Genomic DNA, 23,384 nt, shown 5'->3' on the forward strand with positions numbered 1-23,384 from the left:
ACGTGGGACAAGGAGCGCAAAAACCCATGAATCTGGAAACCAAATGGCTGGAAGACTTCGTCACCCTGGCGACTACGCGCAGTTTTTCTCAGGCGGCGGCGAAGCGTTTTGTGACCCAGCCGGCCTTCAGCCGGCGCATACGCAGTCTGGAGACAACGCTGGGGCTGACCCTGGTCAACCGCGCCCGAACGCCGGTGGAACTGACCGAGGCCGGGCAATTGTTCCTGATCACTGCGCGCAGCCTGGTCGAGCAGCTCGGTGAGGTGCTGCGCCATTTGCACCATCTGGAAGGCCCGAAAGGCGAGGTGCTGCAATTCGCCGCCGCTCACTCCCTGGCCCTGGGCTTTTTTCCACAGTGGATCGCCAGCCTGCGCGAGCTGGGGCTGAGCCCCAGCACCCGCCTGGTGGCGACCAACGTGGGCGAAGCGGTGCATGCTCTGCGTGAAGGAACCTGTGACCTGATGCTGGCCTTCCACGACCCGGACGCCGCATTGCAAATGGACGCGGAGATCTTCCCCTCGCTGCATCTGGCCAACAACGAAATGCTGCCGGTCTGCGCAGCGGATGCCCAGGGGGCGCCGCTGTATGACCTGAACAGCGGGCAGAGCGTGCCGCTACTGGCCTACAGCGCCGGTGCCTTCTTGGGCCGCTCTGTCAACGCACTGCTGCGCCAGCGCCAGTTGCGCTACACCACGGTGTACGAAACGGCGATGGCCGACAGCCTGAAGAGCATGGCCCTGCAGGGCCTGGGCGTGGCCTGGGTGCCGCGCCTGAGTATTGACGCCGAGCTGCAACGCGGCGAGCTGGTGGAATGCGGTGACGAGACCTGGCGACTGCCGCTGGAAATTCGCTTGTACCGCTGCTCACTGGTGCGCAAAGCCGGAGTCCGGTTGTTGTGGCGCAAGCTGGACGGGGGCGCCAGCGATTAGAGGCCGATACCCATCAGCGTCAGAATCGCGCGCTGGGTATCGCTGCGCTCAATGCCCTCCTACAAAGTGGCAAGCCGATGACGGGCTCGCTTAGAGACCGTACTTTCTGACTTTGTCGAACAGCGTGGTCTTGGCCATGCCCAGCGCGAGCGCGGCCTGGCTGAGGTTGCCGGCGTGACGCTCGAGGGCGTCGCCCAGCAGGCTGCGCTCGAAGGCTTCTACCGCTTCGGCGAAGCAGGGGCCGTTGTCCTCGGTGGCCAGGCCGCTTTTCTTGAAGACGGGCAGGCCGAGGGCGAAACGCTCGGCGACGTTGCGCAACTCGCGCACGTTGCCCGGCCAATCGTGGGCCATCAACGCGGCGATGGTGGCCTGATCCAGCGCCGGGCTGATGCGATCAAAGCGCAGCGCCGACAGCTGTAGGAAATGCTCGAACAGCACCAGGATGTCTTCGCGGCGCTCGCGCAGCGGCGGTATTTCCAACGTGACGACGTTGAGCCGGTAATACAGGTCGCTGCGAAACTGGCCACGCCTGCCCCATTCATTGAGGTCGGCTTTGGTGGCGGCGATCACCCGGCAGTCCACCTCGACCGGCTGGTTCGAGCCCAGCCGTTCCAGCGAGTGCTCCTGTAGCACGCGCAGCAGCTTGATCTGCAGGTTCGCCGGCATGCTCTCGATCTCATCAAGGAACAGGCTGCCGCCGTTGGCGTGCTCAATCTTGCCGATGCGCCGCTTGCCGGCGCCCGTGAAAGCATGGGCTTCGTGCCCGAATATTTCACTCTCGAACAAGCTTTCCGGCAGGCCGCCGCAGTTGAGGGCGACAAACGGGTGCGTCTGGCGGCGACTGAAATCATGCAGGCAGCGAGCAACCAGCTCCTTGCCCGTGCCGGTTTCCCCCTCGATCAGCACGTTGGCGGCGGTGTCGGCGACATTGGCGATCAGCTCGCGTAGGTGCTGCATGGCCGGCGAGCGGCCGATGATGCGCTGCTCCAGCGCCTGGCGGCCGGCCAACTGGCGGCGCAGGACGGACACTTCGCGGGCCAGGCTGCGTTGTTCCAGGGCGCGTCGGGCCACGTCCACCAGTCGTTCCGGGGAAAAGGGTTTTTCCATGAAGTCGTAGGCGCCATCGCGCATGGCGCCCACGGCCATGCTGATGTCGCCGTGACCTGTGATCAGTACCACCGGCAGGCTGGGGTCGCGCTGCTTGAGTTGGGCCAGTAGCTGCAGGCCGTCCATACCGGGCAGGCGGATGTCGCTGATGACGATGCCGGGGAAGTCGGCGCCGATACGCTGCAGCGCCTCTTCGGCGCTATTCACGCCGATGCTGGCAATGTCTTCCAGGGCTAGGGCCTGCTGGCAGCCGAGCAGGACGTGGGGATCGTCTTCGACGATCAGGACGCTGAGCGGATCATTCATCGCAAGCAATCTCGTGGACAATCAAGGGACGCAGGCTGAGCACGAAGGCGATACCGCCCTCGTCCGGATGGCGCACACCGAGGCTACCACCGGCCGCCGCGGCCAGGCTGGCGGACAACGTCAAGCCCAGGCCCAAACCCTGCTCGCCCGGTTTGGTGGTGAAGAACGGCTCGAATAAATGTGCGCGAGCTTCGGCCGACATGCCGGGACCGTTGTCGCGTACTTCAAACTGAAACAGGTCGTCTTCCAGACGCCCGCTCAGCCACAGGCGACGGTCATCCTGGTCGCGCAAGGCATCCAGGGCATTGCCGATCAGGTTGACGAGGATTTGCTCCAGGCGCGTCTGATCGATGGCCAGGCGCAGATCGTCGTAGTCGCGCTCGAGGTGCAGGCGGCTGCGTTGCAGGCGCGGGTGGAGCAGCAGCAAGGCGGCGTCCACCGCCTTGCCAAGCCGGGCCTGGCCACGGTCATCGGAGCGGCGCGCAAAGGCCCGCAAGCTGGCAGTGATCTTGCCCATGCGGTCGACCAGCTCGTTGATCGCCTGCAGGTTGGTGCTGGCGGTATCCAGCGCGCCCCGTTGCAGAAAACGCACGGTGTTGCCGGACAGAGTGCGCAGCGCCGCCAGCGGCTGGTTGAGCTCGTGGGCAATGCTGGTGGACATCTGGCCAATCACCGCCAGCTTGCCGGCCTGTACCAGTTCATCCTGGGCCTGGCGCAGGGTCTGTTCGGCCTGGCGGCGCTCGCGGATCTCAGCTTTCAGCCGGTCGTTGCTGGCGCGCAGGTCGGCGGTGCGTTCGGCGATCTTGCGCTCCAATTCGTTGTTGGCCTGTTGCAGCGCCTCGCGGGCTGCCAGACGTGTGGCGATCACCTTGCGTCGCTCATTCCAGGCGATCAGCAGCAGGGCCAGCAGCGCCACCGCCACCGCCACCATCACGCCATGGCTGATGGCGGTGCGGCGCAATTCCTTGAGTGGGCTGAGCAAGGTCAGCCTCCAGGGCGTGTCGTTGAGCAGGCGCCCCTGGGCCAGATAATGCTGGGGCGACGCGTCGTCGCCGGCCAGGCTGATTCGCTTCAGTCCATCGGCCAAAGCCCGGCGCTCCAATACCTGCAGCTCTTCCAGCGCCCACCAGTGGTATTGCAGGCTGCGCGCCAGGCGCTCCCTGGTGGCGGCGTCCAGCGGGTGCACGGCTTTGAGGCGGCGGGCCGGGTTGCTGGCCAGGATAATGATGCCGTTCTCATCGCTGACATAGGCTTCCAACTGGGCGCGCTGCCAGCGTTCCTCCAAGGTGTCGAGGCGTACTTTGACCACCCCCACGCCAATGATCCGACCGTTGTGTTCGAGGCTGTGGGCCAGGTAATAGCCCGGCTCGCCCGTGGTGCTGCCGATGCCATAGAAACGCCCCGGGCGCCCCTGCACCGCATCCTGAAAATAGGCGCGGAAGGACAGGTCTTCCCCCTGGTAACTGTCGGCCGAACGCCAGTTGCTGGTGGCCAGTACCCGGCCGCTGGTATCCAGTATGTAGGTGGCCAGGCTGCCGCTGCGTCGGTTGAGCCCTTCCAGGTAGTCATTGACCCGCTGGCGACGCTGCGGGCTGGGATCGAGCAGCAAGCGCTCGACGTCGCTTTCCAGCTCTAGCAGGCTGGGCAGGTAGGTGTACTTGGTGATCTCGCTTTCCACCGCGCGAGCGTTCAGCTCCAGTTGGCGCTCACCGTTCTCGGCCAGGGCGCGGATGCCGGTGTGTTTACTGAGCAGGTAGCCGCCGTAACCGCCGCCGAACACCAGTAGCGGCAGCGTGAGCAGCACCAAGTGACGGAACACCGCCCGTATCGCCCGCCGTGCGAAACGCGAACGCTGAGGGTCGGCGTGTGCCGAGCCCGTCGCGATCCGGGCCCGTTCCGCCGCGCCGGGGACGAGCAAGCGCCCGTCCGCGTGGCGCTGCATCAGTGCTGCAGGATCTTGGAGAGGAAGTGCTGGGCGCGATCCGAGCGAGCCCCGACCTCGCCGAAGAAGGCGTCCTTGGCACAGTCTTCGACGATCTGCCCGGCGTCCATGAAAATTACCCGGTCGGCGACCTTGCGGGCAAAGCCCATCTCGTGGGTGACGCACATCATGGTCATGCCCTCGTGGGCCAGCTGCACCATGACATCCAGCACTTCGTTGACCATCTCCGGGTCAAGGGCCGACGTCGGCTCGTCGAACAGCATCACCACCGGGTCCATGGCCAGCGCGCGGGCAATGGCTACGCGCTGCTGCTGGCCGCCGGACAGCTGGCCGGGGTGCTTGTCGGCATGGGCCAGCAGGCCGACGCGGTCGAGCAACTTGAGACCCTTGTCCATGGCATCGGCCTTGCTGCGGCCGAGCACCTTGATTTGCGCAATGGTCAGGTTTTCGGTGATCGACAGGTGCGGAAACAGTTCGAAGTGCTGGAACACCATGCCGACCCGCGCACGCAGCTGGGGCAGATTGGTCTTGGGATCGCCCAGGGAAATTCCGTTGACCCGGATATCGCCCTCCTGAAATGGCTCCAGGGCGTTGACGCACTTGATCAGGGTGGACTTGCCGGAGCCAGACGGGCCGCACACCACCACCACCTCGCCTTTGCTCACCCGGGTGCTGCAGTCGGCCAGCACCTGGAAGTCCCCGTACCACTTGTTGATGTTCTGGATGGAAATCATACGGCTACCCTTGTTTGCAGGCGTTTCGCCAGGCGCGTGGCGGCGAAACTGATGACGAAGTACACCAGCCCGGCGAAGATCAGGAACTCATGGGATAGGCCCATGATGTCGCCTCGCGAGCGGGCAGCATTGAGGAAGTCCATCAGGCCGACGGTGTAGACCAGTGAGGTGTCCTGGAACAGGATGATGCTTTGCTGCAGCAGCAGCGGCGCCATCTTGCGGAAAGCCTGCGGCAGGATGATCAACCGCATGCACTGGCCGTAGCTCATGCCCAGCGCCTGGGCGGCGCCCAGCTGGCCCTTGGGAATGGCCTGGATGCCGGCGCGCACGATCTCGCAGAAGTATGCCGCCTCGAACATGATGAAGGCCACCAGGCAGGATCCGAAGGCCCCCACAGGGGTGTCCTCACCGGTAATGGCGCGCAGCACGAAGGGCACCGCGAAGTAGAACCAGGTGATCACCAGCAGCAGCGGAATGGACCGGAAGTAGTTGACGTAGGTGGTGGCGATGCCTGCCAGCATGCGGTTGGACGACAGCCGCATCAGCGCCAGCACGGTGCCAAGAATGACACCGCCGAGCACACCCAGCACCAGCAGTTGCAAGGTGGTGGCCATGCCCGCCCAGAGGATCGGCCAGGCGGCCGGAATCTCGCTGAAATCCATTACTTGCCCTCCATGGAAATCAGTCCGGGCACCGCGATCTTTTTCTCGATCAGGCGCATCAGCAGCATCAGACTCATGTTCAGGGTGAAGTAGATCAGCGTCGCCAGGGTAAAGGCCTCGAACAGGTTGGCGCTGAACTCGGCGGTTTGCTTGGTCTGCGCCAGCAGCTCCATCAGGCCGATCAGGGAGGCGACCGAGGAGTTCTTGAAGATGTTGAGGAATTCCGAGGTCAGTGGCGGAATGATGATGCGGTAGGCCTGCGGCAGCAGCACGTTGGTGTAGATCTGCGGCAGGCGAAAACCCAGCGCGTAGCCGGCAGCCAACTGGCCCTGGGGCAGCGCCTCGATGCCGGTGCGCACCTGCTCGCACACGCGCGCGGCGGTAAACAGACCGAGGCACACCACCACGCTCAAATAGGCAGACGTGGCAGGATGCAGATCCTGTTTGAACCAGATCTCCAGCGGCTCGGGCAGCAGATCTGGCATTAGGAAATACCAGAGGAACAGCTGCACCAGCAGCGGCACATTGCGGAAGATTTCCACATAGGTGGCGGCGATGCCGGCCAGCCAGCGGTTTGGCAGGGTGCGCAGCACGCCCAGCAGCGAGCCCAGCAGCAGGGCAATGATCCAGCCGACCAGTGCTATGGCGATGGTCCAGCCCAGGCCGGTGACAAACCAGTCCAGGTAGATTTCGCTGCCGATGCCGGTGGACTTGAAGAAGACACCCCAGTCCCAGTTGTAATTCATGCGGATTTCTCGTGGTCTGGCGAACGCGGACCGGGGGCGCGTGGCACGCCCTCGGTGGACAGGCTATGAGCGGGCCGCCCGCAGCACGGGCGGCCGCGGCGGATCAGCGCTCTTCGACCGACTTGTCGGTGGGGTTGGCGATGAGGCTCTCGACCGCAGCGCTCATGGGGAAGTTGAGGTTCAGGCCCTTAGGCGGCACGGGCTGCATGAACCACTGGTTGTAGATGTCATTGATTTCGCCAGAGGCGAAGGTGGCGCTGATCGCCTTGTCCACGACCTGCTTAAAGTCTGTGTCGCCCTTGCGCACCATGCAGGCATAGACCTCGTAGGATTGCGGCGTGCCGACAACGGCCCAGTCGTCCGGTTTCTTGGCCTTGGCCATTTCGCCGTAGAGCAGCGCGTCGTCCATCATGAACGCCACGGCGCGCCCGGATTCCAGCATCAGGAACGATTCGCCGTGGTCCTTGGCGGAAATGACGTTCATGCCCATCTGCTGCTCGGCATTCATTGACTTGATCAAGCGTTCGGAGGTGGTGCCCGCGGTGGTCACCACGTTCTTGCCCTTGAGATCGGCGAAATCATTGATGCCGGAGGTTTTCTTGGCCAGCAAACGCGTGCCCACTTCAAAGATACCCACGGAGAAGTCCACCTGACGCTGGCGCTCCAGGTTATTGGTGGTGGAGCCGCACTCCAGGTCCACGGTGCCGTTCTGCATCAGCGGGATACGGGTCTGTGAGGTGACCAGGTTGTAGCGCACCTTGAGGTCCGGCATGCCCAGCTCCTGCTTGAGCGCGTCGACTACCTTGAGCTGCAGGTCATGGGAGTAGCCGATCGGCTGCTTGGGATCGAGTCCCAGATAGGAGAACGGGATGGAGGAGTCGCGGTGGGCCAGGGTGATGGTGCCCGAATCCTTGATCTTCTTCAGCGTGCCGGTCAGCTCAGTGGCCAGCGCCGGCGTGGCGAGAAGGGCCGTCGCAACGGCTGCACTCAGTACATGGGTAACGAAACGCATGATTCGATTCCTTATTGTTGTTGTGCTTGTCGTGACGCAGCGGTTCGGATGAGCTGCTGGTCACCCTCAAAGGGAGGCAGGTCTCTTCCCCAAACTCACCTTACCTACGAGGCAGGATGCGTGCCAGGTAGCTGAAAGCCGTAGTTACCAGTTAACTAATTGAAAAACATTAGGTTTTTTGATTTCAGGGATGTTCGGAAAGCGAACGGCGTTCGCATTGACGAACATGCGCCGCCGGTGCGTTCGGCAAACCGAACGATGTTTCGACGGCGACTGGCCAGCGTTCCAGTCGGCGTGACGGCGTGGCGAGCGCACAACGGCCGAGACCCGGTCGTTTCGTCTAGCGTGGGGGTCTGCGAATTCAGCCGCGTTGACAGCGTCACGTCTGTCACGCCAGATACGCTACACGCGTGGCTTTCCGGTATAATGCCGCGCCTTCAAACCGGCCTGCCCGCCGGTTTGCCCCAACATGACAAGCCACGCCCCTTGCGCGTGGCTTGTTGGTTTTTGTAGCGCCGCGCGGCGCACAACGAAGAGGCACAACGATGAGCGCACTGGTTGGCGTGATCATGGGTTCCAAATCCGATTGGAGCACCCTCAGCCACACGACGGAGATGCTGGAAAAGCTCGGCATCCCCTTCGAGGTGAAGGTGGTGTCGGCGCACCGCACGCCGGATCTGCTGTTCCAGTACGCCGAACAGGCGGAAGAGCGCGGCCTCCAGGTGATCATCGCCGGTGCAGGCGGCGCCGCCCACCTGCCAGGCATGTGCGCGGCCAAGACCCATCTGCCGGTGCTTGGCGTGCCGGTGCAATCCTCAATGCTCTCCGGTGTCGATTCGCTGCTGTCCATCGTGCAGATGCCGGCCGGCGTACCGGTTGCCACCCTGGCCATCGGCAAGGCCGGCGCGGTCAACGCGGCGCTGCTGGCGGCAAGCATTCTCGGTCATCAACACCCGCAGTATCACGCGGCGCTCAAGCAGTTTCGCGACGAGCAGACGCGTACCGTGCTGGACAACCCGGACCCGCGCGACGCCTGATGGCCGTGCCTCTTGAACGACAGGACAAAACCATGAAGATCGGTGTAATCGGTGGCGGTCAGCTGGGCCGCATGTTGGCGCTGGCGGGCACCCCGCTGGGGATGGACTTCACCTTCCTCGACCCGGCGCCGGATGCCTGTGCCAGCCCGCTGGGCACCCACCTGCTGGCGGGCTATGACGACTCGCAGGCGCTGCGCCAGATGGCCGAAAGCGTCGATCTGGTGACCTTCGAATTCGAGAACGTGCCGGCGGAAACCGTCGCCTTCCTCTCCCAGTTCGTGCCGGTGTATCCCGCCGCCGACTCGCTGCGCATCGCCCGCGACCGTTGGTTCGAGAAGTCGCTGTTCAAGGAGCTGGGCATCCCCACGCCCGCGTTCGCCGACATCCAGTCCCAGGCCGACCTGGACGCCGCCGTGGCCGCCATCGGCCTGCCGGCGGTGATGAAGACCCGCACCATGGGGTACGACGGCAAGGGCCAGAAGGTGCTGCGCCAACCCGAGGACGTGCAAGGCGCCTTTGCCGAACTGGGCAGCGTGCCGTGCATCCTCGAAGGCTTCGTGCCGTTCACCGGTGAAGTCTCGCTGGTGGCCGTGCGGGGTCGCGACGGCGAAACGCGCTTCTACCCGCTTTCCCACAACACCCACGTCGGTGGCGTGCTCAACCTCTCCGTCGCCAGCAGCACCCACCCGCTGCAGGCACTGGCCGAGGATTACCTGGGTCGCGTGCTGGAAAAACTTGATTACGTCGGCGTACTGGCCTTCGAGTTCTTCGAAATCGAGGGCGGCCTGAAGGCTAACGAAATTGCCCCGCGCGTGCACAACTCCGGGCACTGGACCATCGAAGGCGCCGAGTGCAGCCAGTTCGAGAACCATTTGCGCGCCGTCGCCGGCCTGCCGCTGGGCTCGACCGCCAAGGTGGGCGAAAGCGCCATGCTCAACTTCATCGGTAGCGTGCCGGCGACCGAGCAGGTGATTGCCATCGAAAACTGCCACCTGCATGACTACGGCAAGGCCTTCAAGCCGGGCCGCAAGGTCGGCCACGCCACCCTGCGCTGCCAGGACGCGACCACTCTCAAGGCTCGCATTGCCGAGGTCGAGGCGCTGATCGCCAACGCGTGATGCCCTGCCGATACCCATCAGCGCCTGATGGGTATCGCTGCCTTCCACCCCCTCCGTGCCCCATCCTGCGCTGCTCCGCTTTGCGGTCCTGCCGAACTGCCTAATAACGCGACGGTCGGATACAGCGTGGCGCGTGCCACGACTCTCTCGGACTGGAGGAATGCCATGGGCATCATCGGAACCATCATCATCGGATTGATCGTCGGCCTGATTGCACGCTTTCTCAAACCCGGCAGCGATAGCATGGGTTGGATAATGACCATTCTGCTCGGCATCGGTGGTGCCTTGTTGGCGACCTACGGCGGCCAGGCGGTGGGTATCTACGAGGCTGGAGAGGCAGCAGGCTTTATTGGCGCGGTGATTGGCGCGATCATTCTGCTGGTCATCTATGGACTGGTAACGCGTAATCGCTGAAGGTGCTTCCTCCGCGCGGGAGCCAGCGGCCTGGCTCCTGCGGGGTAACATCCTTCATTCGACCCTTGCTACCCATGAGCTGAGCCGTCCATGCGCCCTGTGCTGTTTTCGCTGTTGTTTATCCTTCCCTTGTGCGCCCAGGCAGCCCCTGCTGAATTGGATTGGCTGGAATTACTGCCGCCCGAAGACCTGGCCGCTCTCGAGGCGATGCCCGAGATCGAGCACAACACGCCCGAGGCCGGTGGTTTCAGCGACGAGGGCGGCCTCAGGCAGGCCGCAGGATTGCCAGAGGTGATGTACTCGGCCAAGACCGTGGCTGAACTGGACAACCGCGAGATCCGTCTGGGCGGCTACCCGGTGCCGCTGGAAACTGATGCCCAGGGGCGATACATTGAGTTCTTTCTGGTGCCCTACCCGGGCGCCTGCATCCACGTGCCGCCGCCCCCGCCGAATCAGATCGTGCTGGTGCGTTATCCCCAGGGCATGCCCATCGACGACATCTACGCGCCCTTGTGGGTCGATGGCCGCCTGCGCATTGAAAACGGCAGCAATGACCTGGCCGATGCTGCTTATGCCTTGCAAGCCGCGGCGGTCAAGGTGATCGTGGAAGACGAACTGTAGCCTTTTCCCCTCGCGGCGAAGCCTCTTAACCCGCTGCACCCAGGTCGTTCTGTGCGAAAACTTTACCTGTCCGTCCGTCCAGTGTGTGCCGCGTTGGGCTAAGCCACTACCATGGGCGCCATTCGGATGAAGGAACTCACATGACCGCACAACAGCCCCTGATCCCCGGTTTCATGATCGTCCACGGCAATCGCCTGGACGAACTGCGCGACCTGGCGGTGGTGTGGATGCGCCGTTATCCGCTTCGTCCGCTGGAAAACGAGGTGGTGCTGGTACACAGCAACGGCGTGGCGCAGTGGCTCAAGCAGGCGTTGGCCGAGCAGCCTGACGAGAGTGGCGGCGGTGGCTGCGGGATTGCCGCGGCCATTGATGTGCAGTTGCCGGCCAGTTTTCTCTGGCAGGCCTACCGCAGTGTGCTGGGTCGCGAGCAGATTCCTCGCGTTTCGCTGGTCGACAAGGGGCCGCTGACCTGGCGATTGATGCGTCTGTTGCCGCAGTTGCTGAGCGGCGAGGCCTTCGCCCCGCTGGCGCGCTTTCTGGCCCAGGACCGCGAATTGCGCAAGCTGTATCAGTTGGCCGAGCGCCTGGCCGACCTGTTCGACCAGTACCAGGTGTACCGCGCCGACTGGCTGGAGGATTGGGCCGCCGGCCGTGACCAATTGCGTCTGGCCAACGGCAGCGTCGCGCCGCTGGGCGAGGAGCAGCGTTGGCAGGCTGAACTGTGGCGCGCGCTGCTGACCGACGTGGGCGCCGAGGGGTTGGCGCAGAGCCGGGCCGGCGTGCACCGCCAGTTCATCGCCCGCCTGCAGGCGCTGGACCAGGCGCCGTCCGGCCTGCCGCGCCGGGTGATTGTGTTCGGCATTTCCTCGCTGCCCGCCCAGGCGCTGGAAGCCCTCGGCGCGCTGGCGCGTTTCAGCCAGGTGCTGCTGTGCGTGCATAACCCCTGCCGCCATCACTGGGCCGATATCGTCGCCGACAAGGACCTGCTGCGTCATCAGTACCGCCGCCAGCAACGCCGTGCGCGGATGCCCGCAGAGTTGCCGCCGGAACTGCTGCACCAGCACGCCCAGCCTCTGCTGGCCGCCTGGGGCAAGCAGGGTCGCGACTACATCAACCTGCTCGACAGCTACGACAACCCGGACGATTACCGCGCGCTGTTCCCGGCCGAGCGCATCGACCTGTTCAGCGAGGAGCAGCCGACCCGCCTGCTCGGCCAGCTGCAGGACGACATTCTCGAATTGCGCCCGCTGGCGGAAACCCGCGAACACTGGCCGGCAGTCGATCCGGCCCAGGACCGCTCGCTGCGCTTTCAGATCGCCCACAGCGCCCAGCGCGAGGTGGAAATCCTGCATGATCAGCTGCTGGCGCGTTTTAGCGCCGATCCGAGCCTGCGCCCGCGCGACGTGATCGTCATGGTGCCGGACATCGACAGCTACACCCCGCACATTCAGGCGGTGTTCGGCCAACTTGAGCGTGACGATGCGCGCTTTATCCCCTTCACCCTCGCCGACCAGGGCCGGCGCGGTCGCGAGCCGCTTCTGATCGCGCTGGAACACCTGCTGGAATTGCCGGACAGCCGTTTTGCGGTCAGCGAAATTCTCGACCTGCTGGACGTACCGGCGCTGCGCGAGCGCTTCGCCATTGCCGAGGCCGACCTGCCGCTGCTGCACCGCTGGATCGAGGGCGCCGGCGTGCGCTGGGGGCTGGACGCCGCGCAGCGCGAGCAGCTCGGTCTGCCGCCGGGCCTGGAGCACAACAGCTGGCTGTTCGGCCTGCGCCGCATGCTGCTCGGCTACGCGGTGGGCGAAGGCGCGCCGCTGGGCGAGATCGAACCCTACGACGAAATCGGCGGCCTGGACGCCGCGCTGCTCGGCCCGCTGGTGGAACTGCTCGAGCGCCTGCGCCTGGCCTACGCCGAACTGGCCCGCCCGGCGACGCCAGCGCAGTGGGGCGAACGGTTGCGCGCCTTGCTGGAGGTGTTCTTCCTGCCGGCCAGCGACCACGACCAACTGCTACACGGCCAGTTGCTGCAGAGCCTGGAGGACTGGCTGGAGCAGTGCCGTAACGCGGCGCTTGCCGAGGCGCTGCCACTCAGCGTGGTGCGCGAAGCCTGGCTGGGCAGCCTCGATCAGCCCAGCCTGGGTCAGCGTTTTTTGAGCGGCGCGGTGAACTTCTGCACGCTGATGCCGATGCGCGCGATTCCCTTCCGCCTGGTGTGCCTGCTGGGCATGAACGACGGCGACTACCCGCGCGCCCAGCCGCCGCTGGATTTCGACCTGATGGGCAACGACTACCGCCCCGGTGACCGCTCGCGCCGTGAGGATGATCGCTACCTGCTACTCGAAGCGCTGCTCTCGGCGCGCGAGCAGCTGTACATCAGCTGGGTTGGGCGCAGCGTGCGCGACAACAGCGAGCGGCCACCGTCCGTGCTGGTTGGCCAGTTGCGCGACCACCTGGCCAGCGGCTGGCGACTGGCCGGCGCGGAGCAGGATGAACAGGCGCTGCTCGAGGCGCTGACCTGCGAGCATCCGCTGCAGCCCTTCAATGCCGGTTATTTCACTGCGGACTCCGGGCTGTTCAGCTACGCCGGCGAATGGCTGGCCCTGCACCAGCAGCGTGCGCCGACCACTCAGGAGCCGGCGGCGTTGCCCGACTACGAACACGGCGGCACGGTGAGCCTGGAAACCCTGCAGGACTTCCTGCGCTACCCGCTGCGCCAGTTTCATCGCCTGCGCCTCAAGGTGTATTTCGAGGAACTGCAGGCGCCGCTGGCCGACGCCGAAAGCTTCGACCTCGACGGCCTGCAACGCTTCGGCCTGAGCGACAGCCTGCTGCGCGCCGCGCTGGCGGAGACCAATCCCGCACAAGCTCAAGCGCGGCTGGAGGAGCGCGCCGCGCAATTGCAGCGCAGCGGCGTGCTGCCGCTGGCCGGTTTCGGCGACCTGCAACGCGAGGCCCTGCTGGCGCCGCTGCCGGACCTGCTGCAGCGCTATCGTGCCCTGCACGCACTGTGGCCGCTGGAGCAGGAATCGCCACTGGCCCTGCGCTTCAGCCATGAATCATTGATAGTGGAAGGCTGGCTGGCGCCGCTGCGCCAACGTGCCGACGGCAGCCTGCTCAGCCTGCGCCTGCAAGCCAATGCCCTGACCACCAAGAGTGGCGACTACAAGTGGCATCACCTCATGCGCCCTTGGGTCGCTCACCTGATCGCCAGCGCCATGGGCATGCCCTTGCACAGCGCGCTACTGGCCAGCGACGGCGGCGTGCTGCTGGCGCCGCTGCCCAAGGAGCAGGCAGAGGCCGACCTGCGCGCGCTGCTCGACGCCTGGCAGGCCAACCTGCAACACCCGCTGCCGCTGGCGGCCAAGACGGCCTGCGCATTCCTCGCCGCGAGCAAGCCCGAGAAGGCTGAGGAGCAGGCGCGCAGCGCCTACGAAGGCGGCCACGCCAGCCCCGGCGAGCGCGGCGAAAGCCTCGATCTGCGCCGGCACTTTGCCGACTACGCCAGCCTGGTGGCAACGGACCCGGAGCATCAGCTGTGGCAGCGCCTCTACGGCCCGCTGGTGAAGGCTCCCTGGCAGGCTCTGGAGGAGTCGCTATGAGTGCAACCCAATCCCTGGCCCTGAACTTGCCGCTGCGCGGCAGCCAGTTGATCGAGGCCAGTGCTGGCACAGGTAAGACCTTCACCATCTCCGCGCTCTATGTGCGCCTGGTGCTCGGCCATGGCGGCGCCGAACGCGGTTTCGGCCGCCCGCTGCTGCCGCCGGAAATCCTCGTGGTGACCTTTACCGACGCCGCCACCCAGGAACTGCGCGAGCGCATCCGCGCGCGCCTGGCGGAAGCGGCGCGGCACTTTCGCGGCGAGCTGGCCACGCCGGACGCCTTGCTCGATGAGCTGCGCGGCGAGTATGCCGAGGCCGACTGGCCCGTCTGTGCGCGGCGTCTGGACGTGGCCGCGCAATGGATGGACGAGGCGGCGGTGTCGACCATCCACAGCTGGTGCCAGCGCATGCTGCGCGAACATGCCTTCGACAGCGGCAGCCTGTTCACCCAGACCCTGGAAACCGACCAGAGCGACCTGCTCGCCGAGGTGGTGCGCGATTACTGGCGCGAACATTTCTACCCGCTGGACGGCGCCGCCTTGCAATGGGTGCATGAGCGCTGGCAAAGCCCGCAGCACCTGCTGGGTCGCCTGCGCCCGCTGCTGGGTCAGAGCCTGGGCGAACCCGGCGCCGATCCCGAGACGCTGATCGAGCAGACGCTACAGGAACGCGCCCGGAAGCTGGCCGAACTTAAGGCACCGTGGGGCGCCTGGGCCGAAGAGCTGCGCACCCTGCTGGACGGTGCCTGTGCTCGCAAAGAGGTGAATGGCCGGCGCCTGCAGGCGCGCTGGTACAACCCCTGGTGCGACCTGTTGCGCGACTGGGCGGCTGATGTTTCCTTAGAAAATTTGGTGCTGGGCACCGGCTTTACCCGGCTGACTCCGGACGGCCTGGCCGAGGTCTGGACCTCCGGAAGCCCCTTCGAACATCCCTGCCTGCAGGCCATGGTCCAGCTGCAGGCGGCGCTGGCCGCTCTGCCCGATCCCGATGTGCCGCTGCTGCGCCACGCGCTGGCCTGGGTCGAGCAGCGCTTCGAGCGGGAAAAGCAGCAACGCGCGCAGATGGGTTTTGACGACATGCTGGTGCGTCTGGACGCCGCCCTGGCCGGCATCAACGGCGAACGGCTGGCGGAGGTGATCCGCAGCCAGTTCCCGGTGGCGCTGATCGACGAATTCCAGGACACCGACCCGCTGCAGTACCGCATCTTCCAGCGCATCTACCGCATTGGCGAGGCCCAGGATGGCAACGCCATCCTGCTGATCGGCGATCCCAAACAGGCGATCTACGCGTTTCGTGGCGCGGACATCTACACCTACCTGCAGGCCCGTGAGGCCACCGCCGGCTGCCATCACAGCCTGGGTACCAACTTCCGTTCCAGCCAGGGGCTGGTCACGGCGGTCAACCAGCTGTTCGGCTTTGCCGAGGCGCACGCCAAGGGTGCGTTCCTGTTTCGTGGGGGCGACGACAATCCGCTGCCGTTCGTGAAGGTCGACGCCAAGGGCCGCCGCGAACGCCTGCTGGTGGACGGCGCCGAGCAGTCGCCACTGACCCTCTGGCAACAACGCAGCGAAGAACCGCTGGGCGGCGATGCCTACCGCCGCGAACTGGCCGCGCGCAGCGCCAGCGAAATTACCCGCCTGCTCAACCTGGGCCAGCAGGGTCGTGCCGGCTTTGCCAAACCTGATGAACCGCTCACACCGCTGTGCCCGGCGGATATCGCCGTGCTGGTGCGCGACGGCCGCGAAGCGCGGGCGATCCGCCAGCACCTGGCGCGGCGCGGCGTGCGCAGCGTGTACCTGTCGGACAAGAACTCGGTCTACGACACCCAGGCCGCCCACGATTTGCTGGCCTGGCTCAAGGCCTGCGCCGAGCCGGACGACGAGCGCCTGCTGCGCGCCGCCCTGGCCAGCGCGACCCTGGACCGGCCGCTGGCCGAGCTGGAAGACCTCTGCGACAACGAGCTGGCCTGGGAACAGCGCGTGCTGCAGTTTCGCGGCTACCGCCAGCAATGGCGCTGGCAGGGTGTATTGCCGATGCTGCGCCGCCTGCTGCAGGACTTCGAGCTGCCGCAAACCCTGATCGCCCGCGACGACGGCGAACGGGTGCTGACCGACCTGCTGCACCTGGCCGAGTTGCTGCAGCAAGCCTCCGGCGAACTGGATGGCGAGCAGGCGCTGATCCGTCACCTGGCCGAGCACCTGAGTGGCCACGGCCAGGACGCCGACGAACAGATTTTGCGTCTAGAAAGCGATGCCGACCTGGTCAAGGTGGTGACCATCCACAAATCCAAGGGCCTGGAATACCCGCTGGTGTTCCTGCCGTTCATCTGTTCGCACCGCGCGGTCGACCCGAAGAAGCCGCCGCTGCGGTACCACGATGCACAGGGCCATCTGCAGCTGGACCTGCAACCGGATGAGGCCGCCGTCGAGCGCGCCGACTTCGAGCGCCTCGGCGAAGACCTGCGCCTGCTCTACGTGGCGCTGACCCGTGCGCGGCATGCCTGCTGGCTGGGGATCGCCGACCTGAAAAAAGGCAACGCCAAGACCTCCTGCCTGCACCGCTCGGCCCTCGGCTATGTGCTCGGCGGCGGCCAGCCGCTGGTGTTGGGCGCGGCGTTGCAAACGCTGGCGGACGCCTGCCCGGCGCTGACCTTGTGCGACGCGCCCGAGGCCAGCGAGCAGCGTTTCCAGCCGGTGCAGGCTGAAACCGTCACCCTGCGCGCCGCCATCCCGCGTCGCCGCGCCACCGAACACTGGTGGATCGCCTCCTACAGCGCCCTCGCGTTGGCTGGCATGGATGAGGCCGCGCCCCTGCACGCCGAAGCGCCCGACAGCCCGGCGGCGCAGAAGATTCACGATGATGACGCTGAGCGCCAGGAATTCAGCGTGCTGCCCGGCAGCCTCGACCTGCACCGCTTTCCGCGCGGGCCTCAGCCGGGCACCTTCCTGCACGGCATTCTCGAATGGGCCGGGCGCGAAGGCTTCGCGCAGAGCCTGGACCATCCCCAGGCGCGCCGCGAGATGCTCGCCAAGCGCTGCCAGCTGCGCGGCTGGCAGCGTTGGATCGAGCCGCTGGACGCTTGGTTGGAGGGCTACCTGCAGGCCGAGCTGAACCTCGGCGAACACCGCGTGCGCCTGGCGGATCTGCAGCAGTACCAGGTGGAAATGGAGTTCTGGTTCTCCAGCCGGCAGGTCAACGTGCAGCGTCTGGACGCCCTGGTGCGCCGCCATACGCTGAACGGCGCGCCGCGCCCGGCCTTGGCACCGAGTCTGCTCAACGGCTTGTTCAAAGGCTTTATCGACCTGGTGTTTGAGTACCAGGGCCGCTATTACGTGGCCGACTACAAGTCCAACTGGCTGGGCGGCGACGACGAGGCCTACAGCGCCGAGGCCATGGCCCAGGCCGTGCTGGACAAGCGTTACGACCTGCAATACGTGCTCTACCTGCTGGCTTTGCACCGCCAGCTCAAGGCGCGCCTGCCTGATTACGACTATGCACAGCACATGGGCGGCGCGCTTTACCTGTTCCTGCGCGGCGGTCAGCGCGGCGTGCATGTCGATTGCCCGCCCCAGGCGCTGATCGAGTCACTGGATCGCCTGTTTGCCGGCCACGCGGAGACTGCCCTATGAGCACCCTCGAACACCTCGCCCAGCGTCTGCGCGATGAAGCGGGGCCGTCGCCGGCCAACCCGCTGCTCGAGCGCGAGGCCCTGCTCGTCCAGCTCGATTTGTGGGTGCGCCGTGGCTGGCTCCGCGCGCTGGACCGTGCCTTCGCGGCCTTTTTGCTGGAACAGGAGCCGGACGCCTCACCGTTGCTGCTGCTGGCCGCCGCGCTGGCCAGTCACCAGCTCGGCCAGGGACACGTGTGCCTGGACCTGGCCGCCACGTTGGAAGAACCGGACTTTGCCCTGTCGTTGCCGCCCGAAGGCGAGCTGGCCGGCGAGGCGCGTTTGCCCTCGCAACTGCTCGCCGACCTCGACGTAGCGCGCTGGCAGCAGGCGCTGATCGGTAGCGCCCTGGTGGAGCATCGCGCCCCCGGCGCGGCAAACGATCCCGCCCAAGCCGCGCGGCCCCTGCTGCTCGCTGGCGGGCGCCTGTACCTGCGCCGTTACTGGAATTACGAACAAAGCGTGGCGCGCATCCTGCGCCAGCGTCTGGCCCAGCCGCTGACGGTGCCCGCTGACCTGCCGGCACGGCTCGATGCGCTGTTTCCCCGTGACGACGCAGCGCGCCTCGACTGGCAGAAACTCGCCTGCGCACTGGCGGCGCGGGGCAGCTTCAGCCTGATCACCGGCGGCCCGGGAACCGGCAAGACCACCACCGTGGTGCGTCTGCTGGCCCTGCTGCAGGCCCCGGCGGTGGCTGCCGGTCAGGCGCTGCGCATTCGACTGGCCGCGCCCACCGGCAAGGCGGCGGCGCGGCTGACCGAATCCATCGGCGCCCAGGTGGCGGGGCTGACGGTTTCCAGCGACGTACGCGAGGCGATTCCTACCGAGGTGGTCACCCTGCACCGCCTGCTCGGCAGCCGCCCGGACACCCGCCATTTCCGTCACCACGCCGGCCATCCGCTGGCCCTCGACGTGTTGGTGGTGGACGAGGCGTCGATGATCGACCTGGAAATGATGGCCCGGCTGCTGGAAGCCCTGCCAGCCCATGCCCGGTTGATCCTGCTCGGCGACAAGGATCAACTGGCCTCGGTGGAAGCCGGCGCGGTACTTGGCGACCTGTGCCGGGATGCCGAAGCGGGCTTTTATGACCCGGCCACCCGCGCCTGGCTGGAGCAGCTCGGCGGCCAGCCGCTGGACGAGCCGGGCCTACTGCCGGGCAGCGCCGGCACGCGGCCGTTGGCTCAGCAGACGGTGATGCTGCGCCACTCGCGGCGCTTTGGCGCCGACAGTGGCATCGGTCGCCTGGCGCGCCTGGTCAATCAGCAGCAGGCGGGCGAGGCGCGCGCCCTGTTGTCGGCGCCGTCCAACGATGTGTTCAACCTGCGCCTGCGTGGCGAACAGGACCGCCACTTGGCGCGGCTGCTCAGCGACGGGCGTGACACAGCGCCGGGTTATCGGCATTACCTCATGGTGCTGCAAGGGGGGCGGCCGCTGGACATGACGCCGCTGGAGGCGCCCGACTGGCAGGACTGGGCCAAGAATGTGCTGGCCGCGTTCGATGGTTTCCGGCTGCTCTGTGCGTTGCGCAAGGGCGACTGGGGCGTGGCCGGCCTGAACATGCGGGTGGAGGCCGAGCTGCAGCGCCAGGGGCTGATCGATGCCAGCCACGAATGGTACGAAGGCCGCCCGGTGCTGATTACCCGCAACGACTACGGCCTGGGGTTGATGAACGGCGACATCGGTATCGCCCTGCTGCTGCCCGGCGACAACGGCCCGCTGCTGCGCGTGGCCTTTCCCCGTAACGACGGCTCGGGTCAGGTGCGCTTCGTGCTGCCCAGCCGCCTGACGGCGGTGGAAACCGTGTTCGCCATGACCGTGCACAAATCCCAGGGCTCGGAGTTCACCCACACCGCGCTGGTGTTGCCCGACACCCTCAACCCGGTACTGACCAAGGAGCTGCTGTACACCGCCATTACCCGCGCCCGCGATTATTTCACTTTGGTGGAACCGCGCGGCGGCGTGTTCGAAGCGGCCGTGCAGCGCAAGGTCAAACGCCTCAGTGGATTGATGCTGGAGTTGCAGGGGCAGGGGTAACCCGCAACCACACGTTTTCACTGTTACCCGTAAGACGGTCTCGCCCGTTACGGGTGTGGGATGGAAAGACAGAGCCACCCTCGGTAGCCCGCCGCGCTGGGATGCTGGCGGAGTGTTGTAGGGGCGAATTCATTCGCCTGGCGCATGACCTCCAGGCAACGCATTCTCTGCGACATGCATAAAGGCATCAGCCGCGTAGTTCGTCGCATCCCCCCAGGTGTCGGGAACGCGATGCCAGGCGAATGAATTCGCCCCTACCCAGGCGCGGCAGCCGCTTTACGCTCTTTATCTGGCCAACGCCTGCAACGCTTCCAATGACTGCCGTCGCTCATGCGCCGGCAATGTCCCCAATTCCAGCACCCGCGCATAAAACACCGGCCAATTCTCGCCGGCCTGCTGAAACAACGCAGCAAACGCCGGCAGCCACTGGTCGTAGAGGCCGAAGGGCAACAGGCTGGCGTTGTTCAGCGGGCCGTTGATCCAGGCGTCGAAACGGCCGTCACCGTTCCAGTGCGTGTCTTGCAGCCGCCGGTACTCACGGCGCAGGCGGTCGAACTCGGCCTGTTTGCGCGGGCGCATCTGCTCGTCAGGCAAGGGCTGGGCATACAGCGCGCGCAGGCGTTCGCGGGTCTGCAGCACCAGAGCGACGAAGGCCTCGCGCTGGCGTTTGAGTGCGGGGTCGGGCGGCGTCCAGCCGAGGCGGGCGCGCCATTGGCGCAGGCCTTCCCGCTCGACGAAGCTGGCGAAGGATTCGTTGAACGCCGTGTCGCCCGACAAGTAAAACTGCTGATGGGCCAGCTCATGAAAAATCAGCCCGACCAGGTGCGGGTCATCCCAGTGCAGCATGCTGCTGAGCAGCGGGTCGGCGAACCAGCCCAGGGTGGAGTAGGCTTCGATGCCAGCGATCTGCGTGTCCAGGCCCTGCAACTGCAATAACGCGGCGGCGCCCCGTGCCCGGCCCTGCTGGTAATAACCGCGATAGGCCACGCAGCCCACCAGGGGCATGCAATGCAGGCGCGGCTCGACGGAAAACGCCTCGGTGGCGAAGACGTTCCACACCACATAGGGTCGATCCAGTTGAACGTAATCCAGATAGCTGCGGTTATCGGGCAGGTGCAGCTGTGTGGTCGCGAACGCCCGCGCCTGTTGGGCGAGGGCCAGTCGCTGACGCAGGCGGGCATCGCGGCTCGAGTCGGCCAGGATGGCGGTGACCGGCTCGCGCCGATGCATCAGCTGCATTTGTCCTTCGGCCAGGTGCAGGTAATAGCCGACCTGAGCGCAGCCGCTCAGCCAGCCGCCCAGCAGCAGCGGAACCCAGCGCCAGGCCCAACGGTCGAGTAAGGGAAGTGAGGAGCGTGTCATGCAGCGACCCTAGCGTATTGCGCCCGATCATGCCCCTTGGCACCCCCGTTCCGACCGGAGTTCGCTTATGCGCATTGCCCTGTGGTGTGTGTGCCTGTGCAGCAGCCTAGGCGGTTGCTCGCTCTGGCTGCCCAGCCCCCATCCGGATCGGGCCTGGATCGACCTGCAGACCCAAGCCAATAATCGCTTGCTGGCGGTTGAGGTCGACGGCGAGCAGTTGCGTGATCGGCGCTACTTCCAGATCGAACCCGGCGCCCATGAGCTGGCGGTGCGGTACCACTTCGAGGTCAAGCCGACCAATATCGGCGCTGTGGAACAACCCCATCGTCGCGATTGCCGCCTGACCCTCGCCTACAACGATTTTGCGCCCGGCCAGCGCTATCGGTTGCAAGCCGGCAAGCACGGTTTTCGGCCCTGGATCAGGCTGTACGACCCGTATGACCAGTTGCTCGCCCGGGGTCTTGAGCGGGGGTGTCTGAGCATCTGACCTATTCTTAAACAACCCACTCGGGAGAAGGTCATGCGCGCGTTACTGGCACTGTCCGTGCTCATCGCCGGTTGCACCAGCAGCAGCCTGCCCACCCCTGATCCACAGCAGGCGTGGGTCGAGCTGGATGCCTTGCCGGGCCACCATCTCAGCGCGCAGCGCCTGGATGATCAGCGTGTCAGCGACGGTCGTTACTTCCAACTCACGCCGGGCGCCCATGAACTGCGGATGCGCTATCAGTACGAAAGCCAGCTGGGCACCGATGCCTTCGGCGAGCCACGCTATGTCACCTGCGAGCTGCGCATGCGCTACGACGCGTTTGCCGCCGGCCAGCGTTATCGGCTGCACGCACGGCCTCTGGCGCTCAAGGCTCAGGCCTGGTTGTACGATGGCCACAATCAGGTGTTGGCGCGCGGTGAAGTGCTGCGTTGCGGGCCGATCTAGAGCGCATCGCACAGCCTGCGCAACGGCGGTTTCGGCTTTAGCCCGCCGGGCGCTTGCGCATCGCCCCTTGCCTTTGTCACTCAGCGCGGCATAGTGACCCTCCCGCTTTTTTGTCTGGAGTCCGTCCATGAGTCGATTAGCCGACGCCCGTTTTTCCATCCTCGACCTGGCACCGATCCGTGACGATGGCACCGCGGCTGATGCGCTGCACAACGCCGTGGCGCTGGCCCGGCATGCGGATGAGCTGGGTTTCGAGCGTTTCTGGGTGGCCGAGCACCACAACATGGACGGTATCGCCAGCTCCGCAACGGCGGTATTGATCGGTCACCTGGCCGGCCAGACCACGCGCATTCGCCTCGGCGCCGGCGGGGTCATGCTCCCCAACCATGCGCCGCTGGTGATAGCCGAGCAGTTCGGCACCCTGGAGGCGCTGTATCCCGGGCGCATCGATCTGGGCCTGGGGCGGGCACCGGGCGCTGATCAATTCACCGCCCACGCCCTACGTCGTGACCGCATGGGCAGCGCCGATGACTTCCCCGATGACGTGGAAGAGCTGGAGCTGTTGCTCGGTCCGCGCCAGCCCGGCCAGCGAGTGATCGCCATGCCGGGGGTCGACAGTCAGGTACCGATCTGGCTGTTGGGCTCCAGCCTGTTCAGTGCCCAGCTGGCGGCGGCCAAGGGGCTTCCTTATGCCTTCGCCTCGCACTTCGCGCCTCGTTTCATGCACGACGCCATTCGCGTCTATCGAGACAACTTCCAGCCCTCGAAGGTGCTCGACAAGCCCTATGTCATGCTCGGCGTGCCCCTGGTTACCGCACCGACCGACGAAGAAGCCGAATACCTGGCGACCAGCGCTTACCAGCGGGTGCTGGCGCTGATTCGCGGGCATAGCATGCGCTTGCGTCCGCCGGTCAAAAGCATGCAGGGTCTGTGGCTGCCCCATGAGCAGGAAGCCGTGGGCAATTTCTTTGGCATGGCGGTGATTGGTGGGCCCGAAAAGATTCGCGCCAACCTGGACGTGTTGCTGGAGCAGACTCAGGCCGATGAGCTGATCTTTACCTGCGACCTGTACGACAACGCCGACCGCCTGCGTGCGTTCAGCATCCTGGCTGGTTTGCGCTAACAGTGTCAGCCGAACGCACACGCCATCACTGTGGCTG

At 65.7% G+C, this 23,384-nt stretch carries 18 protein-coding genes; 11 read left to right on the forward strand and 7 right to left on the reverse strand.

From position 1 onward, the window contains the following. Positions 1–26 precede the first annotated feature (26 nt). Positions 27–929 (forward strand): LysR substrate-binding domain-containing protein, encoded by a 903-nt coding sequence (locus H9642_RS06030; RefSeq protein ID WP_251835523.1) that lies wholly within the window; start codon positions 27–29, stop codon positions 927–929. Positions 930–1,019: 90 nt separating this feature from the next. Here the strand turns inward: H9642_RS06030 and aauR are convergent, their stop codons facing one another. The 6 genes from aauR to H9642_RS06060 all read right to left on the reverse strand — a co-directional run bounded on the left by aauR (position 1,020) and on the right by H9642_RS06060 (position 7,438). After that, positions 1,020–2,342 carry a two-component response regulator AauR gene (gene aauR, locus H9642_RS06035; protein ID WP_286010237.1) on the reverse strand — a complete coding sequence of 441 codons (1,323 nt, stop codon included), beginning with the start codon at positions 2,340–2,342 and terminating at the stop codon, positions 1,020–1,022. Further along, positions 2,335–4,284 (reverse strand): sensor histidine kinase, encoded by a 1,950-nt coding sequence (locus H9642_RS06040; protein ID WP_251835524.1) that lies wholly within the window; start codon positions 4,282–4,284, stop codon positions 2,335–2,337. The genes aauR and H9642_RS06040 overlap by 8 nt, the downstream gene beginning before the upstream one ends. Beyond that, positions 4,284–5,018: an amino acid ABC transporter ATP-binding protein gene (locus tag H9642_RS06045; protein ID WP_251835525.1), complete on the reverse strand. Its 735-nt coding sequence runs from the start codon at positions 5,016–5,018 to the stop codon at positions 4,284–4,286. Before H9642_RS06045 ends, H9642_RS06040 begins: the two co-directional genes overlap by 1 nt. Continuing rightward, positions 5,015–5,680 (reverse strand): amino acid ABC transporter permease, encoded by a 666-nt coding sequence (locus H9642_RS06050; protein WP_251835526.1) that lies wholly within the window; start codon positions 5,678–5,680, stop codon positions 5,015–5,017. The genes H9642_RS06045 and H9642_RS06050 overlap by 4 nt, the downstream gene beginning before the upstream one ends. After that, positions 5,680–6,426 (reverse strand): amino acid ABC transporter permease, encoded by a 747-nt coding sequence (locus H9642_RS06055; RefSeq protein ID WP_251835527.1) that lies wholly within the window; start codon positions 6,424–6,426, stop codon positions 5,680–5,682. Before H9642_RS06055 ends, H9642_RS06050 begins: the two co-directional genes overlap by 1 nt. A 103-nt stretch (positions 6,427–6,529) precedes the next feature. After that, complete coding sequence (locus H9642_RS06060) at positions 6,530–7,438, reverse strand: glutamate/aspartate ABC transporter substrate-binding protein (RefSeq protein WP_251835528.1); 909 nt, start codon at positions 7,436–7,438, stop codon at positions 6,530–6,532. A gap of 545 nt (positions 7,439–7,983) precedes the next feature. On the opposite strand from H9642_RS06060, the gene purE reads away from it, so the two are divergent. From purE to recD, 7 genes are all read left to right on the forward strand, one after another. Continuing rightward, the gene (gene purE, locus H9642_RS06065) at positions 7,984–8,475 is read left to right on the forward strand and encodes a 5-(carboxyamino)imidazole ribonucleotide mutase (RefSeq protein WP_251835529.1); all 492 of its coding nucleotides are present in this window, start codon (positions 7,984–7,986) and stop codon (positions 8,473–8,475) included. Positions 8,476–8,507: 32 nt separating this feature from the next. After that, entirely contained in the window at positions 8,508–9,593 is a 1,086-nt protein-coding gene (locus tag H9642_RS06070) for a 5-(carboxyamino)imidazole ribonucleotide synthase (protein WP_251835530.1), read from the forward strand. A 165-nt stretch (positions 9,594–9,758) separates the two neighbouring features. Further along, entirely contained in the window at positions 9,759–10,007 is a 249-nt protein-coding gene (locus tag H9642_RS06075) for a GlsB/YeaQ/YmgE family stress response membrane protein (RefSeq protein WP_251835531.1), read from the forward strand. Between the two features lie 90 nt (positions 10,008–10,097). Continuing rightward, positions 10,098–10,628, forward strand: coding sequence for a DUF3299 domain-containing protein (locus H9642_RS06080; RefSeq protein WP_251835532.1), 531 nt, complete (start codon positions 10,098–10,100; stop codon positions 10,626–10,628). Between the two features lie 140 nt (positions 10,629–10,768). After that, entirely contained in the window at positions 10,769–14,230 is a 3,462-nt protein-coding gene (gene recC, locus H9642_RS06085; RefSeq protein ID WP_251835533.1) for an exodeoxyribonuclease V subunit gamma, read from the forward strand. Beyond that, the gene (gene recB, locus H9642_RS06090; RefSeq protein WP_251835534.1) at positions 14,227–17,859 is read left to right on the forward strand and encodes an exodeoxyribonuclease V subunit beta; all 3,633 of its coding nucleotides are present in this window, start codon (positions 14,227–14,229) and stop codon (positions 17,857–17,859) included. Before recC ends, recB begins: the two co-directional genes overlap by 4 nt. Beyond that, on the forward strand, positions 17,856–19,931 hold the full coding sequence (gene recD / locus H9642_RS06095; protein WP_251835535.1) for an exodeoxyribonuclease V subunit alpha: 2,076 nt from the start codon (positions 17,856–17,858) through the stop codon (positions 19,929–19,931). Before recB ends, recD begins: the two co-directional genes overlap by 4 nt. Before the next feature lie 285 nt (positions 19,932–20,216). Here the strand turns inward: recD and H9642_RS06100 are convergent, their stop codons facing one another. Continuing rightward, entirely contained in the window at positions 20,217–21,293 is a 1,077-nt protein-coding gene (locus H9642_RS06100; protein ID WP_251835536.1) for an aminopeptidase, read from the reverse strand. Between the two features lie 67 nt (positions 21,294–21,360). On the opposite strand from H9642_RS06100, the gene H9642_RS06105 reads away from it, so the two are divergent. The 3 genes from H9642_RS06105 to H9642_RS06115 all read left to right on the forward strand — a co-directional run bounded on the left by H9642_RS06105 (position 21,361) and on the right by H9642_RS06115 (position 23,347). Then, positions 21,361–21,780, forward strand: coding sequence for a PA0061/PA0062 family lipoprotein (locus H9642_RS06105; protein ID WP_251835537.1), 420 nt, complete (start codon positions 21,361–21,363; stop codon positions 21,778–21,780). 33 nt (positions 21,781–21,813) lie between these two features. Next, positions 21,814–22,224 carry a PA0061/PA0062 family lipoprotein gene (locus H9642_RS06110; RefSeq protein WP_251835538.1) on the forward strand — a complete coding sequence of 137 codons (411 nt, stop codon included), beginning with the start codon at positions 21,814–21,816 and terminating at the stop codon, positions 22,222–22,224. Between the two features lie 127 nt (positions 22,225–22,351). Further along, on the forward strand, positions 22,352–23,347 hold the full coding sequence (locus tag H9642_RS06115) for an LLM class flavin-dependent oxidoreductase (RefSeq protein WP_251835539.1): 996 nt from the start codon (positions 22,352–22,354) through the stop codon (positions 23,345–23,347). Positions 23,348–23,384 lie beyond the last annotated feature (37 nt).

Origin of the sequence: Serpens gallinarum, from assembly GCF_014836765.1 — a bacterium.
Classification (GTDB): domain Bacteria; phylum Pseudomonadota; class Gammaproteobacteria; order Pseudomonadales; family Pseudomonadaceae; genus Serpens; species Serpens gallinarum.